Origin of the sequence: Halotia branconii CENA392, from assembly GCF_029953635.1 — a bacterium.
Lineage (GTDB): Bacteria > Cyanobacteriota > Cyanobacteriia > Cyanobacteriales > Nostocaceae > Halotia > Halotia branconii.
Window position 1 is genome coordinate 6337900 of record NZ_CP124543.1, and the last position, 15877, is coordinate 6353776.

Sequence of the window (15877 nt, forward strand, 5' to 3'; positions counted from 1 at the left end):
GTATTGTTTTAAAAATTACTTTTGTTATCAGGAACTCAACAATGATCAATATTGCTATTTTAACCCCTTGCATCGTAGAGGGTGATGCAGTTAGCAATGATGTAGTAGGAATGTATAATTGTTTAAAAAAACACGGTTACAATGTACAGATATTTGCAGATAACTGGCACGCTTCAAATACGAATAATATTAAATATTTCAGTCAAGTTAAATCTTTTATTAAACAAAAAAAAGATATATTAATTTATCATTATTCTGTTGGTTGGGATATTGCTCTTGAGATCATTAATGAAATTAATTGTGTTAAAGTTGTTAAATATCATAATGTAACTCCGCCTGAGTTTTTTGATGGTATTAATGCAGATTATGCAAATGTATGTAGATCAGGAAGAAAACAACTAAAATTGATTGCTGATATATATGGTGCTTTATATTTATCTGATTCCGAATACAATGCAAATGAATTGTATTTAATGGGAGTTGCTAAAGACAATAGTTGGGTTATTCCGCCATTCCATCACATTGATGATTTGCAATATATTGATGCCGACACTAGCATTTTAGATGAATATATAGATGGAAAAGTAAACATTTTAATGGTCGGTCGCCTTGCTCCGAATAAAGGACACTCTACTTTGATTGATGCTTTTGATGTCTATCACAAAAACTACAATAATGATAGTCGCCTAATAATTGTTGGAAAGCATGATGAGCGCCTCAGTATTTATACTAAAAGTCTTTATGAAAAAGTTAATTACTTAGGTTTGCAAGAATCGGTAGTATTTACAGGAGGTGTTTCTACTACAACTCTAAAAGCTTATTATCTTACTGCTAATATTTTTATGATTACTAGTGAGCATGAAGGATTTTGTGTGCCGTTAGTTGAATCTATGGCAATGAAAGTGCCAATTGTAGCTTATGGTTCAACTGCTATTCCTTATACAGTTGGAAAAGCAGGTTTAGTTTGGGAACAGCCAGATCCTTATTTTATGGCTGGGTCAATAGACTGTATAGCTAGTAAAGAATCCATCAGTACTACTCTCGGTGAGATGGGATGGCGGCGCTACCAAGAAATTTTTACCAATGAACAAATTGAATCTAAATTTATCAAGGCGATTGAAAACATAGAATGAAACAGGTTGCTATCGTTGTTCAAAGAAGTCATAAAAGTATAGTAGGAGGCTCAGAAGCTTTAGCATGGCAATATGCTAATTTACTCAATGATGAGTTTAAAGTCGATATAATTACTACAACTGCATTAGATTACGCTACATGGGCGAACGAATTACCTCCCGGTTGTGAAACGCAGCAGGGTATAAATATTTATCGGTTCCCAGTTAGTATAGGTCGAAGTAACTACTGGCATAACCTGCATGAAAGACTGGTAAAAGAGTTTCAAAAATATCAGTATAGACGTATAACGAATAGCCAAACAATTCCTTGGAATATTGCGCTCCAAGAAGAATTTATACGCCGTCAAGGCCCTTACTCACTACCTTTGTTATCTTTTCTCAAACAGCGATGGAGTGATTATCAATCTATCATTTTTGCAACTTATTTATATCCAACCACTTATTTTGGAATACTTCAAGTTCCTTCTTCTAAAGTTTTGCTAATACCAACTCTTCATGACGAACCTGCTGCATATTTGAGTGCGTATAAGTACATGGCTTGTAGGGCACGCTTGTTGATTTGGGTGACTAATGCTGAAAAAGTTTTGGGAGAAAGCTTATGGGGAGAACTACCGGGTAAGGTTGTCTCAATGAGTGTAGATACAACTCCTTATAGTCCTTATAAAACAAAGTATCCATATATTCTTTACTCTGGTAGGATTGATTCGCGTAAAGGATGTAATGATTTAATCAATTTTTTTATTCAGTTTAAAAAAGATATTTCCTCTACTTTAAGATTAATTTTAACTGGTAAAAATGAAATAGAAATACCAAATCATCCAGACATTGATTTTAAAGGTTTTGTTTCATCAGAAGAAAAATTTAAACTCATGGCTGGAGCATCTATTTTTGTTATGCCATCGCCCTATGAAAGTTTTAGCATAGTAACTTTAGAAGCAATGGCTCAATGTACACCAGTATTAGTAAATGGCTTATGTCAAGTTTTGGTTGAACATGTTGAGCGTAGCGGTGGCGGCAAAATTTATCACAATTATGATGAATTTTCCGCAGCAATACAAACAATTATGGCAGATCAAAACCAACGGGTAGTAATGGGAAATTTAGCCAGAGATTATGTAGTGTCTAATGATGCTTTAAATAATATTAAAAGTCAGTTAATAGAAATAGTCAATTCATGTTGTGATGAATAACATTTTTGCAAATAATTATAGTTAAATGCATTTATATAATTTATTAATTATGATAAATAATTCGCTAAATATTAAAATTGTTAGATTGCTCAAAAAAGTTTATAAAAAATTTAACCACATGAGAAATATGGAAAAAGTTAAATATATTAATAATTTAAAAGATTTGGATATAGAAATTGCCAAAGCAGATAATAAAGCTAAAATTTCCGATGACCAGTTACGGCAAGCGTTATCAGAATTTTGCTATGTTGTGGATTACCCTTTACCTAAAGACCCATATTCTCAAGAGTATTATGAAGCTCAAATGCAATTGTATTTGAATATATCAGGCAGAAATAAGTATACAATTGCTAATGAACATTCTCCCTTTGATTTTGAAGCAATAAAAAATAATCCCTTTCCTTATTTTACTAAAAGTTCAAATACAGTAGGAGAACAGTTAATTGCCCAAGGTTTTTTAATCAAAACTATGAATTTAGCTGCTGATTCTAAAGTTGTTGAATTTGGTCCAGGATGGGGAAATACAACGTTACACCTAGCTCAAATGGGTTATAAAGTAACTGCTGTAGATTGCGAAGAATCTTTTCTTAATCTTATTAGATATAGAACACAAAATTTACCCAATCAAGTAGAAACGCTTTATCAAGACATGCTAGATTTTACCAGCAATGTTAAATATGACGCAGCTGTCTTTTTTGAGTGCTTTCACCATTGTGCTAATCATTTACAGCTATTAAGAAATCTGCATAATATTATTACAGATGAAGGATTAATAGCCTTTGCAGCAGAGCCAATTTCAGATTTTCCTTATCCTTGGGGATTAAGACTAGATGGTATGTCAGTTTGGTCTATTCGCAAGTTTGGCTGGCTTGAACTTGGTTTTGAACCATCTTACTTTCTGAGAACATTATTAATGCTGGGATGGACTCCTAAAAGATATCGTTCAGATATTAGTCCCCTCGCTAATGTAATAATTGCTAGTAAAAGTCAGATGTATTATGAACCATCTGAAATTACACTTCCGCCAGATGAATGTAGAACTTGGGCCACTAAAGAGACAGACCCCAACTTAAAATTACGGTTTACACACACCAAATCTGTGATGACTTGCGCGCAAAATATTGATGCTAAATTTATAGAATTTTGTATTAGTAACTACGCACCGTTTGATATAGATGCAAATATCAATACTGGTGATTCAGCGCAATCTATTCGCGTAAAAAAATCTTCGGAGAAAGGGTTGTACAAAATTTCTATCCAAAAGTGGAGTGGAAAATTTACTATATCAAGTAAAGTCTGGAAACCTGCTCAGGTTTTTCATAATGGTGATAATAGAGAGTTAGGGTTAGGCATACACTATGTTCGTTTTGTAAGCTAGTTTTTTTAAAGCTATAAATAATCTGTAATTTTTTACCGTTTAGACTTACTCTTGGGAAGCAGCATTTTCGGCAGAGAAATGTTTTGTGCAATATCATCAAAAAAGCGAAACTAAACGATCGCCTCTACCAAACTTCTACATTGGCGCTCATCCTGCGATCGCATACATGACACCACCAGCAAATTAAAATATTTTAGCCAACTAACGACCTTTTCAGTAGTGAAATTATGTAATACTAAAAGTAAGAAAATCCTTACTTAACATCAAAAAGATGAAAATTACATCCAAAGGACAAGTAACTATTCCCGTAGAAATACGAGAAAAATTAGGACTTATACCCAACACAGAAGTAGAGTTTGAAGTCATTGGAGACGCAGTTTACTTAAGAAAAGCTAAAGTAAACTTTAATTCTGCAAAAAATCTAGTAGAAAGAATGCGAGGTAAAGCAACAGTAAAAATGACTACCGATGAAATAATGGCACTCACTAGACAAGATAAATGAAAGAAGTACTGGTTGACAGTAACATCGTTCTTGATATTGTCACAGAAGATGCAAATTGGTTTGATTGGTCAGTCGAAAAATTAACTGAATATGCCGAACAAACTCAACTTAACATTAATCCCATTATTTATGCAGAAGTTTCAATTGGATTTCAAGAAATAGAAGAATTAGAAGCAATCTTACCTTTAAATTTTTTTCACCGTTTAGACTTACCTTGGGAAGCAGCATTTTTGGCGGGAAAATGCTTTATGCAATATCGCCAACAAAGCGGAACTAAACGATCGCCTCTACCAGACTTCTATATTGGCGCTCATGCCGCGATCGCGGATATGATGCTTTTAACCAGAGACGTTAATCGCTATCGCACTTACTTTCCCACCTTAGAACTAATAGCTCCAGAATATTAAATAGCAGATGACACTCAAAAAAGCCCTGATCACTGGCTTGACTGGACAAGACGGATCTTATCTTGCCGAACTTCTTTTAACAAAGGGATACCAAGTATTTGGTTTAGTTCGCCGTTCCAGTAGCAGCAATCTAGAACGTATCACCCACCTTTCAGGTGATATTCAAATCTTGTCAGGTGATCTTTTGGATCAATCTTCCTTGATGGATGTAATTACAGAATCACAACCTGATGAAATTTATAACCTCGCCTCTCAAAGCTACGTCCCCCTTTCTTGGACTCAACCAGCCCTGACTGCTGAATATACAGCTCTCGGTGTTTCTCGCCTTTTAGAATCAATTCGTCGCTGCAAACCAGATGCCAAATTCTACCAAGCATCCAGTAGTGAAGTCTTTGGTCAACCCGACGAATCACCACAAACTGAACGTACCGCCTTCCGTCCTCGTAACCCCTACGGTGTTGCTAAAGCTTACGCCCATTGGATGACTGTTAACTATCGGCAAAAATATAATCTTTACGGCTGCTGCGGTATTACTTATACTCACGAATCCCCTCGACGCGGCACAGAATTTGTATTTCGTAAAATTACTCACGCCGCTGCCCAAATCAAACTCGGTCTGGCAAATGAACTAAAATTAGGCAACCTTGATGCTCGTCGTGATTGGTGCTATGCCAAAGATGCTGTTTATGCAATGTGGCTAATGTTGCAACAGGAGCAACCTAATGATTATATTATCGCTAGTGGTGAAACCCACTCTGTTAGAGAACTTGTTGAGTGTGCTTTCAACTCAGTTGGTCTAAACTGGCAAGATTATGTCTCAGTTGATCCTGCTTTTTATCGCCCCGACGAACCTATACAGTTAGTAGGTTGTATTGATAAAATTAAGATGGAGGTAAATTGGCAACCTCAGTATTCTTTTAATCAATTAGTTGAGTTAATGGTTGATTATGATCTTAAGAAATTGAGTAGCTAACTTCCCAGTCATTACAAGCTAAATATTTGACGAAAAATACTCAAGAAGAAGGATATATAATTTGTTGAGGTATAAAATTTCTTGGGTATTTTCTCATGCCAATTGGGAATAAAATAAATCGGAACTAGGTTTTCAAATGAGGATATTTATAGATTGCACTCACACAGCCAAACATACATATAAAAATACTGGAATCCATCGGGTAGTCAGAGAGCTAACATCTGAACTGTTGAAATTAAATTCCAGTAGGTCAACTATAGAAATAGTAGCGGTTATGTTTGATGGCAAACGTATCTGTAGGGTAACTAATCTTAATCCGTTGACTTACGACAACAATAAGAATAATTCATACCTGCATTTAGTAGAAAAAATAAAAAATAAACTTCAAATACTGTTTTCTAAAATCACAAATAAGTTTAAAAATTTAGTTTTGAATACATTATTATTGATTTATATTTGGGATTCAAATGATGAAAAAGATATTGACATTGATTTTGAGGGCTACAAAATACAATCAGAAGATATTTACGTTATAGCTGATGCTAACTGGGATTTACCTAAAACGTATTACAGGTTTTTACAAACTTTAAAACATCATAAAGTTACTATTGTTATAGTATGCTATGACCTAATACCAATAAAATTTCCTGAATTTTCATCTCCAAAGTTTAGAGAGGCTTTTACAAAATTTTATAGAGACTATTCTATCTTATTCGATAAAATTTTATGCATCTCTAAAAATAGCGTTGAAGATTATAAAAACGCACAAAAGCAAGGAATTATACCTAGCAATAACCCAAATTTAGTAGTCAAAAATTTTCGTTTAGGATGTGATTATTATAATCATGATGATTCAATAAATTTAAATTATAACGATTTCAGCGAACTACTAAATAAACGCTATATTTTGGTGGTTGGAAGTTTAGTTCCTCATAAAAATATTAAAGCTATTATAGAAGCCTTTGATTTATTAGTAGATTCTAATTATATTGATATATACTTACTATTTGCAGGTAATAGAGGTTGGCACTTAGAAACTGATGCACTAATAGAATCCAATAAAATGTATGGCAAGCTAATACATATATTAGGCTCAGTTAGTGATGCTCAGCTAAAAACTCTTTATAAAAACTGTTATTGTTTAGTTCAAGCTTCTTTTTATGAAGGATTTGGATTACCTGTTGTGGAAGCACTGCAATATTGTAAGCCTGTAGTCGCTAGTACTGGTGGCTCTTTACCTGAAGTAGGAGGTGATTTTTGTATATATTTTAATCCTACTAAACCAGTTGAACTTTACCAAGCTTTAAAAAAGCTATTTGATTCAGATACCTACTACAATAATTTGGTAAAGCAGATCAAAAATGAGTATAGACCATTCTCATGGCAAGAATCTGCTGAGGAATTTATCTCTCACTTATGTAGTTAAATAAATTCACAATAATAAGTTGTTAATTAATCTTTCTTTTCTGTCTACAAAACCTACAGGAATTACAACCTACGCTTTAAATCTGCTTGCTAATTTAGGATCTCTAAAACCGACATTACTAATTTCGCAAATCATTCCTAAGTATGACTGTTATTCAATTTCACCAAACCTAACACCAGATCAAGGTACTAAAGGACATAGCGATCGCCTGTTATGGACGCAATTTAAATTACCACGAATCTATAAAAAGTTGCGATCGCAGCTATTATTTTCTCCACTCCCGGAAGCACCCCTATACACCAACTGCCGTTTTGTCGTCATGTCCCACGACTTAATACCATTGCGCTTTCCCAAACGCTTTTCACCATTGACACCATACCACCGCTACTACATTCCCCAAGTTCTGAGACAAGCACAACATATAATCTGTAACTCCCAAGCTACAGCTAACGACATCATCAACTTTTATCAAATTCCCGCCAGCAAAATTACTCCAATTCCCCTAGCACACGATCGCACTCATTTTCAATTTTTTAATCTCCCCACCCACAACTATTTTCTCTACATTGGGCGACACGACCCCTACAAAAATTTGCAACGACTGATCGCCGCTTTTGCAGCACTACCAAATAACAGCGACTATGAACTATGGTTAGCAGGCCCCACAGACTCTCGTTATACCCCAGTTTTACAGGCGCAAATTGAGGAACTGGGCATAACTAATCAAGTGAAGTTTCTTAACTATGTGCCATACAGCGAATTACCAACAATTATCAATCAAGCGATCGCTCTTGTGTTTCCCAGTCTTTGGGAAGGCTTTGGTTTTCCTGTTCTAGAAGCTATGGCCTGCGGAACTCCCGTCATCACCTCTAATCTCTCCTCCTTACCAGAAGTAGCTGGTGATGCAACTATGCTAATTAACCCCTACAACACAGCAGAAATTACCGCAGCCATGCAAATGATGGTTACGGATTTAGAATTGCGATCGCACCTTTCAAATCAAGGTATAAAAAGAGCCAATCAATTCAGTTGGCAAAAAACAGGATTAACCACTGCTGAAGTTTTATCCCGCTATTTATAATGGCTTTGTTGCATGAAAGAAAAAAAGACACACCAATTTGTGATGGGAGTAAAAATTAATCTTCCACTTTGTAACTGTTGGGCTTACCTAAGCGCAGGTTTTCATCTCTAGGATGTAGGTGTGCTTGCTTTTCTGGGTGTTGATAAATCTGATCCAACTACACAGAAATTACAGGTTTACTTGTATCCAAAGATGCATAGACGCGTATTGGCTGATCGTCAGACAGATCAAGTTCTGTAAGAAAATGCAAGGCGATCGCTCTTGTGCTGCCGAAAATAATACGATTAAGGAGGGTTCCTCCTTAGTAATTTAGTGAGAAATAATTAATCTAAAAAAACGAGCGCGGAGGGATTTGAACCCCCGACCCACAGAACCGGAATCTGTTGCTCTATCCACTGAGCCACGCGCCCTCAATTTACTGCATTATAGCACAGTTGCGCTCAAACTCGCTTTTCAATTAACGATGCCTACTGGTCTGTCAACCTAAAAATGACAGGTGGAGGCAGGCAGGGGAAGCAGGGGGAGAAAAGAACTGGACTTTTTCACATTAACCCAGCAAAATTATCTTGACAAAGTACTACTGGTCTGTCCCATTAATTTTGATTGGTTAACTCATTCTTAGTTTTTCTTCCTTTGTGTTCTCTGCGTCCTTTGCGGTTCGTTCTTCTAACCCTCAGAATTAATGCGATGAACCACTACACTAAAATTATAGGTTACAGATAATCAGCAGGGTTTACGGGTGTACCATTGCGCCGGACTTCAAAGTGGAGATGAGGACCAGTAGATAAACCTGTGGAACCGACAGCCGCGATCGCTTGTCCTCGTTGTACTGCTTGCCCCTCAAAAACCAATAATTCACTGCTATGTCCGTAGAGTGTGGTAATGCCTTTGCCGTGGTTAATAATTACAGCCCTGCCATAACCACCGTACCACCCCGCAAAAATCACTGTTCCCGAATCGGCTGCTCGAATTGTACTGCCGTAACTAGCAGCAAAATCGAGACCTGCATGAAACCGCCGATATCGCAAAACTGGATGCATCCGCCAACCAAAAGGACTGCTAGTAGGAGCATCGCTAGGATAGGTAAACATTCCAGTTCCATGAATAATGATGCTGGTGCGGCTATTTGTCTTAGTCTGCGCTTCTTCTCTAGCTCTTGCTGCTGCAATTTTTTGTTGAATTAAAACTTCTAGATTTTTGGAATCTTGGTCTAGTTGATTTTGGGCTGCTTCCAAAGCTAGGCGATCGCTATTGAGGCGTTGAATTAATTCTGACTGGGATTGGGCTTGATTTTGATAATCGGCTTTTTGTGCCAATAATTGCTCACGAATCAAGGCTGTTTCGTTTTTCTGCTGTTCTACTGCGATTTTTTGTTGCTTAATCAGATTTGCTTGGGTGTTGAGTTTGACCAAAATTTGCTGATCTGCTCGATAGACGAGCTTTAATTGATGACGACGGCTAATAAAGTCGCTAATATTTTGGCTTTGGAGTAAAACTGCCCATCCCTGAGAAGCTGGCGATCGCTGGAGATACCGCAACCTTGCAACTGTGGCTATTTGACGCTGTTCATAAGCACGTTCCGCTACACCTAAATCAGCTTCTAATTCCTGGAGGCGTTGATTAGCAAGTTGTAATCGCAACTCACTATCTTGAATATAGTTGGTTGTAGTTGTGAGGTTTTGGTTTAGACCAGTCAAACGATTTTGTGCTGCTTGTTGCAAATTAGTCAAGCGATCGCGTTCTTGAACCATATTCTGGCGCTCTTGATTAATTTGTTGCTGCTGCTGTCGTAAACTGTCAACTGAATTTGGGGTATTCGCATATACTGGCAAGGCTAAAATAAATAACCAGTAAAACCACAAAATCCAACAAAATACGAAATTTAACCAAGATACAGTTTTTTTATTGCCCAAAAATGACACTCTCATGGTGTGAGCTTAACCACAGCGAAGTCTCCAAAACCATGAGTATTATTCCCAAAATCAAACTTACATCTTACATAGTGATGCCTAGCAAACTTGAACGACTTATATGCTTACTAATTTGTTGGTATTTTTTAGTTGCTCCTGTAGCAGCACTAGCAGAAACTCCAGAAGAATGGGTCACTCTAGGAAGGCGTGTTCATGGAGGTTTTGGTAGTTATATTGCTCTAGGAATTCGTATCGGACTAGATGCAATCAAGCGTCTTGATGCCAAATCACGCGACTTAGACGTTACTTACTTTGATGGTATGAATGCGCCTTGTCCTTGCGTGGTGGATGGCATTATGATTGCTACGGTTGCCACGCCAGGACAAAACTCACTACGGGTTATACCCTCTAAAAGCAACTCAAGTAACTTTGGGGTTGTTGTAATTAAGAATAAAAAACAGGAGAATTACTGCGTTATGTAATACCTGCTGCGTCTGGTTCTCTACTTGATAAGTGGAATCAGGATTTGGGCGAACGCCAGCGCTATGATGCAGTGATGAATGCTCCTAGTGATTCTCTATTTCTTAGATATTTCTCAAAAAATCCCCTACCCTCCGCCAAATAGAGGGTGATTTTTTATTATTGTTCACACCCGATCCATTTAAATCTGACAAGGTGGGAAATACAGCAGGTTTAGCATAAAGATTATTCCGCAGTACTTTCGCTAGGGCATTGTTGTTCTCTCGTAAACCTTCGTAAAAAAAGAATACTTCACCATTAATACCGCGATCGCGGTTATATTCTATTGCTCGTACTAAATATTCTGGGCTAATACAGTAAGATCCCAACTTAATCAAAATTCCCGGTGCTAACTTGGGCAATGTGACATCTGTAAACTGCTGATTTACTAGTTTATCTGCGATCGCTTTGTAGCTTTGAAAGTCGCGGCGATAAATCTGAGGGTGGATAATATCGACTAGTCCTTGTTGCAACCATCGAGGTGAATCTTGCAAGTATTCTTGAAATGCCCAATCATGAATATTAGGAGCCATCGATATCAATAAATTAGGATTAACGGCTTTGACCTCTGCGTGAAGACGTGCCAAAAAATCTGTGAGAATATCTGCACGCCATTGTAACCATTGTCTATCCTTGGGGTTTTGTGGCGGATTGTGCTGAAATTGCTGGTGATAACGGGCAATAGTGACTTGATCGTAGCCACCTTCACAGGGTAATGCGGGAAAGCGATCATCTCCCTGGATGCCATCTACATCATAATTATTGACAACTTCTAATACCAAGTTCAACAGAAATTCCTGTACTTGGGAGTCAAGGGCGTTCAACCACTCAAAACCGTTTTTATTTAATAAATTACCGTTACAGTCACGGGCTGCCCATTGCGGTTTTTTCTGCAAAAGTAAACCGCCGTTCAAATTATAAGAACTGGCAAAGCCATATTCAAACCAAGGGATAACCTTTAACCCAACCCGCCGCGCTTCTATAACTACCTCTTGTAAAGGATCACGACCTTGGCATAAAGGGTCAATTTCCACCCCAAAGGTTTTTTGCATTGTGGAACTAGGATACAACGTGACAGCCTTGTTCCAAACCACAGGAAACACCACATTGAATCCTGTCTCAGCCAGGAAATGCATAGCTTCAGCAATATGCTGTTGAGAACGCAAAACCTTACTATCAGTAGTAGTGAGCCAAATGCCCCGTGTTTCTATTGTTGCCATTTCTAGAAACTATAATTATCTGGGCTGTATTTTCTAATTTATGCCTAACTGACGATACCGTGCTTGGACAATTTCATAAATTCCATAGGCAACTAAACCGAACGCCATAATACCCAAAAGCCAAGTTCCGTAAGGTTGTTGGGCTAGGGTTTGTAACACTTCATCTAAACCTCCAGCAGCCTTGGCATCTGATTTGCTAGCAGCTTGAATTAAAAACCAACCAATAATACCGAACGCTACACCCCTAGCGGCTAAACCAAATCGACAAATCCCGATTACCCATTGGCTTTGTGTGTTGCTCAACTCGGTTAAATTGAGTTTTCTGCGGAATTTAGCACTAAAAGCTTTATATAACTGATAAAAACCTAAAGCAACTATGAGTACTCCTCCAGTCGCAACTAACCATCTACCAAAAGGCTGAGAAAGTAAACGTGCTGTCCAATCTTCGGTAGAATTACTATTTCCACCACCATCTGAACCGATGACAAGCTGCACGGCACTAAAGGCTAAACCTGCATAAGCCAAACCATTAATTGCATAACCAATTCGCTTCATTAAACCTTTAGCATCATGACCTTTATGTTCAGGATCTTGAATTGCTTGTATAAAACGCCAAATTACATATCCAATCAAGCCAATCGCAACTAATGCTAATAAAAACTTACCAAATGGCTGATTAACAATTGTTTGCAGAGCGCCTTTGGAGTCTGTTGTTCTACCACCTGTACCAAAAGCTACTTGTACTGCTAGCAGTCCAACGATCCCATAAACGACTCCTTTAGAAATATAGCCAAATCGCGCCAATCGCTCGATCCATTGTGAATGATCGCGCGTCAGATTTTGTGTCATGGTAATTGAAGATAATTATAAATAAATTTTTACCAATATCTATTTATAATTCGCATCTATCAAAGGTCAAATATATTAATTTTTTCACAGAAAATTATCATTATTAATGTCTTTTATCATATTTTAATTGCAAACAAAATAATATTTTGAGTAAAAATATATGGGATATATGTAAATATCCTCTGACAATACTTCAATTTTGTTAATTATGTCTGATATAAAAGGCGACTGGAAACACGAATATATCAATACTAATGGTATTAAGCTGCATTATGTCACTCAAGGAACAGGCTCTTTGATGTTGATGCTGCATGGTTTCCCAGAATTTTGGTATTCGTGGCGACATCAAATTCCAGAATTTGCCCAATATTTTCAAGTTGTTGCTCTTGATTTACGCGGTTATAACGATAGCGATAAACCAAAAGAACAATCAGCTTATGTGATGGATGAATTTGTCAAAGATGTGGAAGGAGTAATTAAAGGATTGGGATACGATAAGTGTATTTTAGTTGGGCATGATTGGGGAGGTGCGATCGCTTGGTCATTTGCCTACGCTCATCCGCAAATGGTAGAACGCTTAATTGTACTTAATTCACCACACCCGGCTAAGTTTGCTCAAGGTTTATACACTCTCAAACAATTACTTCGTAGCTGGTATATATTATTATTTCAATTACCTTGGCTACCAGAACTTTTGTTACAACTTTCAGATTTTCAAGCCATTAAAATGGTTATTCAAGGCACAGCATTTCATAAAAAAGCTTTCACTCAAACAGACATAAACACTTATAAAAATGCTGCTGCAAAGCCTAATGCTATCACTGCAATGTTGAACTACTACCGCAACATTTTTCAGGTATTTATATTCAAGAAAAATTGGAGTATTTTACAGGTTCAAACACTGATGATTTGGGGAGAAAATGATACTGCTTTGGGCAAGGAACTCACCTATGGTACGGCAAACTATATCAATGACTTAAAAATTAGGTATATTCACTCTTGCGGACATTGGATACAGCAAGAAAAACCGGAATTAGTTAATCAGTATATCCGGGATTTTTTGGTCATATAGACTACAAATTAATACTTCTAATAAGTATTATTTAGTAACCGGAAAATAATGGTCAAAGTTTAATGACAAATCATGATGATAGTGGCATGGGTTCTTAACAAGATTTAACACTAATTTAATCGTTATATTTTCGCAGAATTTCTTGCTCAACAATAGCTAAAAACTAGAACCAATAATATTTCTAGCGTTATCACTAAAGTCATGGCAACTCAAAATTAGCTGATGAGTTAAATCAATATAATCAAGCAATTTAATGAGATAATATAAAGCGTGAGGTAAAGAACGGGCACAACTTAATTACGAAGGGGAAAATTTATGAAACTCCAGCCATTAGCGGCTTTAGCCTTAGCAACTCCCCTATTTTTCTTTATTGGCTCAGTCAACGCTGGGAATTCACAGGATTTACAAAGGCTAACTTCAACTGGGGAATGTACTGGGTGTAATCTATCAAGAGTAGATCTCAGTGGCGCTCATTTAATTGGTGCTGATTTACGAGGAGCAAATCTCCAAGGTGCGAACCTTTCTGGAGCTAACCTCGAAGGTGCTGATTTCACTAATGCCAATTTGAAAGGGGCTAACTTAACTTCAGCTATTGTCACTAACGTTAATTTCAAGAAAGCTAATCTCAACAGGGTAAATTTTACTCGCGCTCAAATTTACGACTCTAATGTGTACGGTGCATCAATGGAAAATCTAAACATCACTGATGCAGAAATCTTTCACACCGGAATCGGTATTGGTGGAGAAGACGGTGCAGAGATTCCCGATTGGGACTAGAAGTTCGCCAACCCAATATTGCCGTGTAGACCTAGCAGGGGTGCAGGGGGCACAGGGTGCAAGGGAGAGAATCTTTCCCCTCTGCTCCCTGCCCCGAAGCCTGCCACCACGCAAAGTTAACTTGTCAGACTACTAGGCTAAATTTAAGTAGTCTAGTAGTCTGTCAAGTTTAAACTGATGGATAAGGAAGTTCGTAGTCAGGACTTTAGTCCTTATTTTTCAGTCACTAAAGCCACATAATAAAGGGTTTGGTTGAAGGATAAAAGCAGTTGGCTGTTTGCAAGCATTATCCTTCAACTTAGACCAACAACAATATTCACAGCAGAGCAAATGAGTGAGGTACAGATAATCGTAGGGAACATGTTCCCTATCCGTGTACTTCATTGACGTGAAATATGCTGTGATAGATTTGTTAGGTTGCGCTATGCTTAACTAAATTGTAAACCTTATAATTTGATGCGCTTATCATAAAATAGTCATTTTGTATAGTATAGATGATCACATAAAAACTTTTACTACGCATTAACATCAAGAGCAAATATGTTAATTGACGAACGCGGCTTAAGATAGCTTTAATATCAAATAAAATTGGCGTTTATGCTTATATAAATGAGAGGTAGTCTGATTTTTGCATGATTTGTACTTTAATGAGTGCGATAATCAGCAACCGACACGGTGTAGGATAATCACAACCTGGGGATTCCAGTTGATTTACAAAAACTGAACTCAGAAAGCTGATTTTCATATATTCTGACTTCTATCCTCCTACTGACTGTCTACCTTGTAGTTGATGCAGTAGAGGTTATGGGGCAATTATGGTTATAGGGAACTAAACCCTATTCCTAAACTCAGTTGTGCTGATGCACCAGTGCGTTGCTTAATCAACAGCCTTGCGGTTGCAATTGTCCGGATTAGAAAAACCCAACTGTCAAATTTATAGGAGTGAAAATGCAAGAACCGGAATTCACAGAAACTAAGTCTACAGATACAACAGTGTCAGACATCAACGCCCAAACAGGAACCATTACTAAACTCCAGCCTCCAGCACAGTCTCAGGATCAGTGGCTAAAATACGGAGAACAAATTTCTAGTTTTTTAGCAACTCTACCAGAATACGTGACCAGCTTCTTTAATCAATATAAGCAGCCGCTGGTAAGCGTTGGTTTAATTGTAGGAGCAATTGTCACAGTTAAGGTACTATTGGCAATATTAGATTCTTTGAATGATATTCCTTTAGTAGCACCTACTTTTGAGTTGATTGGTATTGGTTACTCTGCTTGGTTTGTTTACCGCTATTTACTCAAAGCCACAACTAGAAAAGAGTTAACTACCGAAATTACAACACTCAAATCACAAGTTGTTGGCAAAAACGCTCCATAAGTTTAATATTCTGACCAAAATAATGGGATACAAGCCTCGCCCTTTTAGGGCGACTTTCTA

Annotated in this window: 15 protein-coding genes and 1 tRNA gene; 12 read left to right on the plus strand and 4 right to left on the minus strand. The window is 37.3% G+C overall.

The genetic code is table 11. From position 1 onward, the window contains the following. The first annotated feature begins 41 nt into the window (after positions 1–41). The 8 genes from QI031_RS27750 to QI031_RS27785 all read left to right on the plus strand — a co-directional run bounded on the left by QI031_RS27750 (position 42) and on the right by QI031_RS27785 (position 8090). Positions 42–1133 (plus strand): glycosyltransferase family 4 protein, encoded by a 1092-nt coding sequence (locus QI031_RS27750; RefSeq protein ID WP_281482784.1) that lies wholly within the window; start codon positions 42–44, stop codon positions 1131–1133. Beyond that, positions 1130–2323, plus strand: coding sequence for a glycosyltransferase family 4 protein (locus QI031_RS27755; RefSeq protein ID WP_281482785.1), 1194 nt, complete (start codon positions 1130–1132; stop codon positions 2321–2323). The genes QI031_RS27750 and QI031_RS27755 overlap by 4 nt, the downstream gene beginning before the upstream one ends. A gap of 127 nt (positions 2324–2450) precedes the next feature. Next, positions 2451–3701, plus strand: coding sequence for an SAM-dependent methyltransferase (locus QI031_RS27760; protein ID WP_281482786.1), 1251 nt, complete (start codon positions 2451–2453; stop codon positions 3699–3701). Between the two features lie 271 nt (positions 3702–3972). Beyond that, positions 3973–4203: an AbrB/MazE/SpoVT family DNA-binding domain-containing protein gene (locus QI031_RS27765; protein WP_281482787.1), complete on the plus strand. Its 231-nt coding sequence runs from the start codon at positions 3973–3975 to the stop codon at positions 4201–4203. Continuing rightward, a complete protein-coding gene (locus QI031_RS27770; protein ID WP_281482788.1) occupies positions 4200–4610 on the plus strand; it encodes a type II toxin-antitoxin system VapC family toxin in 411 nt (136 codons plus the stop codon). The genes QI031_RS27765 and QI031_RS27770 overlap by 4 nt, the downstream gene beginning before the upstream one ends. Positions 4611–4617: 7 nt before the next feature. Next, on the plus strand, positions 4618–5583 hold the full coding sequence (locus tag QI031_RS27775) for a GDP-mannose 4,6-dehydratase (protein ID WP_281482789.1): 966 nt from the start codon (positions 4618–4620) through the stop codon (positions 5581–5583). Positions 5584–5719: 136 nt separating this feature from the next. Beyond that, positions 5720–7009 carry a glycosyltransferase family 4 protein gene (locus QI031_RS27780; RefSeq protein WP_281482790.1) on the plus strand — a complete coding sequence of 430 codons (1290 nt, stop codon included), beginning with the start codon at positions 5720–5722 and terminating at the stop codon, positions 7007–7009. Positions 7010–7028: 19 nt separating this feature from the next. Then, positions 7029–8090 carry a glycosyltransferase family 4 protein gene (locus QI031_RS27785; RefSeq protein ID WP_281482791.1) on the plus strand — a complete coding sequence of 354 codons (1062 nt, stop codon included), beginning with the start codon at positions 7029–7031 and terminating at the stop codon, positions 8088–8090. A 337-nt stretch (positions 8091–8427) separates the two neighbouring features. Here QI031_RS27785 and QI031_RS27790 read toward each other — a convergent pair. Then, positions 8428–8500, minus strand: a tRNA-Arg gene (locus QI031_RS27790). Positions 8501–8803: 303 nt separating this feature from the next. Continuing rightward, positions 8804–10018 carry a murein hydrolase activator EnvC family protein gene (locus QI031_RS27795; RefSeq protein ID WP_281482792.1) on the minus strand — a complete coding sequence of 405 codons (1215 nt, stop codon included), beginning with the start codon at positions 10016–10018 and terminating at the stop codon, positions 8804–8806. Between QI031_RS27795 and QI031_RS27800 the strand changes: the two genes are divergently transcribed. Next, positions 10006–10482, plus strand: coding sequence for a formylmethanofuran dehydrogenase subunit E family protein (locus QI031_RS27800; RefSeq protein ID WP_281482793.1), 477 nt, complete (start codon positions 10006–10008; stop codon positions 10480–10482). The two genes, QI031_RS27795 and QI031_RS27800, sit on opposite strands and share 13 nt — an antisense overlap. A gap of 102 nt (positions 10483–10584) precedes the next feature. Here QI031_RS27800 and QI031_RS27805 read toward each other — a convergent pair whose 3' ends face one another. Together QI031_RS27805 and QI031_RS27810 are read right to left on the minus strand one after the other, a co-directional pair. Then, positions 10585–11739, minus strand: coding sequence for a glycoside hydrolase family 10-like protein (locus tag QI031_RS27805; protein ID WP_281482794.1), 1155 nt, complete (start codon positions 11737–11739; stop codon positions 10585–10587). A gap of 33 nt (positions 11740–11772) precedes the next feature. After that, positions 11773–12588: a DUF1206 domain-containing protein gene (locus QI031_RS27810; RefSeq protein WP_281482795.1), complete on the minus strand. Its 816-nt coding sequence runs from the start codon at positions 12586–12588 to the stop codon at positions 11773–11775. A gap of 208 nt (positions 12589–12796) precedes the next feature. On the opposite strand from QI031_RS27810, the gene QI031_RS27815 reads away from it, so the two are divergent. The 3 genes from QI031_RS27815 (at position 12797) to QI031_RS27825 (ending at position 15817) form a co-directional block, all read left to right on the plus strand. Beyond that, positions 12797–13660 carry an alpha/beta fold hydrolase gene (locus tag QI031_RS27815; protein WP_281482796.1) on the plus strand — a complete coding sequence of 288 codons (864 nt, stop codon included), beginning with the start codon at positions 12797–12799 and terminating at the stop codon, positions 13658–13660. Positions 13661–13975: 315 nt separating this feature from the next. Continuing rightward, positions 13976–14437, plus strand: coding sequence for a pentapeptide repeat-containing protein (locus QI031_RS27820; RefSeq protein WP_281482797.1), 462 nt, complete (start codon positions 13976–13978; stop codon positions 14435–14437). Positions 14438–15385: 948 nt separating this feature from the next. After that, a complete protein-coding gene (locus QI031_RS27825; protein WP_281482798.1) occupies positions 15386–15817 on the plus strand; it encodes a CAAD domain-containing protein in 432 nt (143 codons plus the stop codon). The last annotated feature ends 60 nt before the right edge of the window (positions 15818–15877 follow it).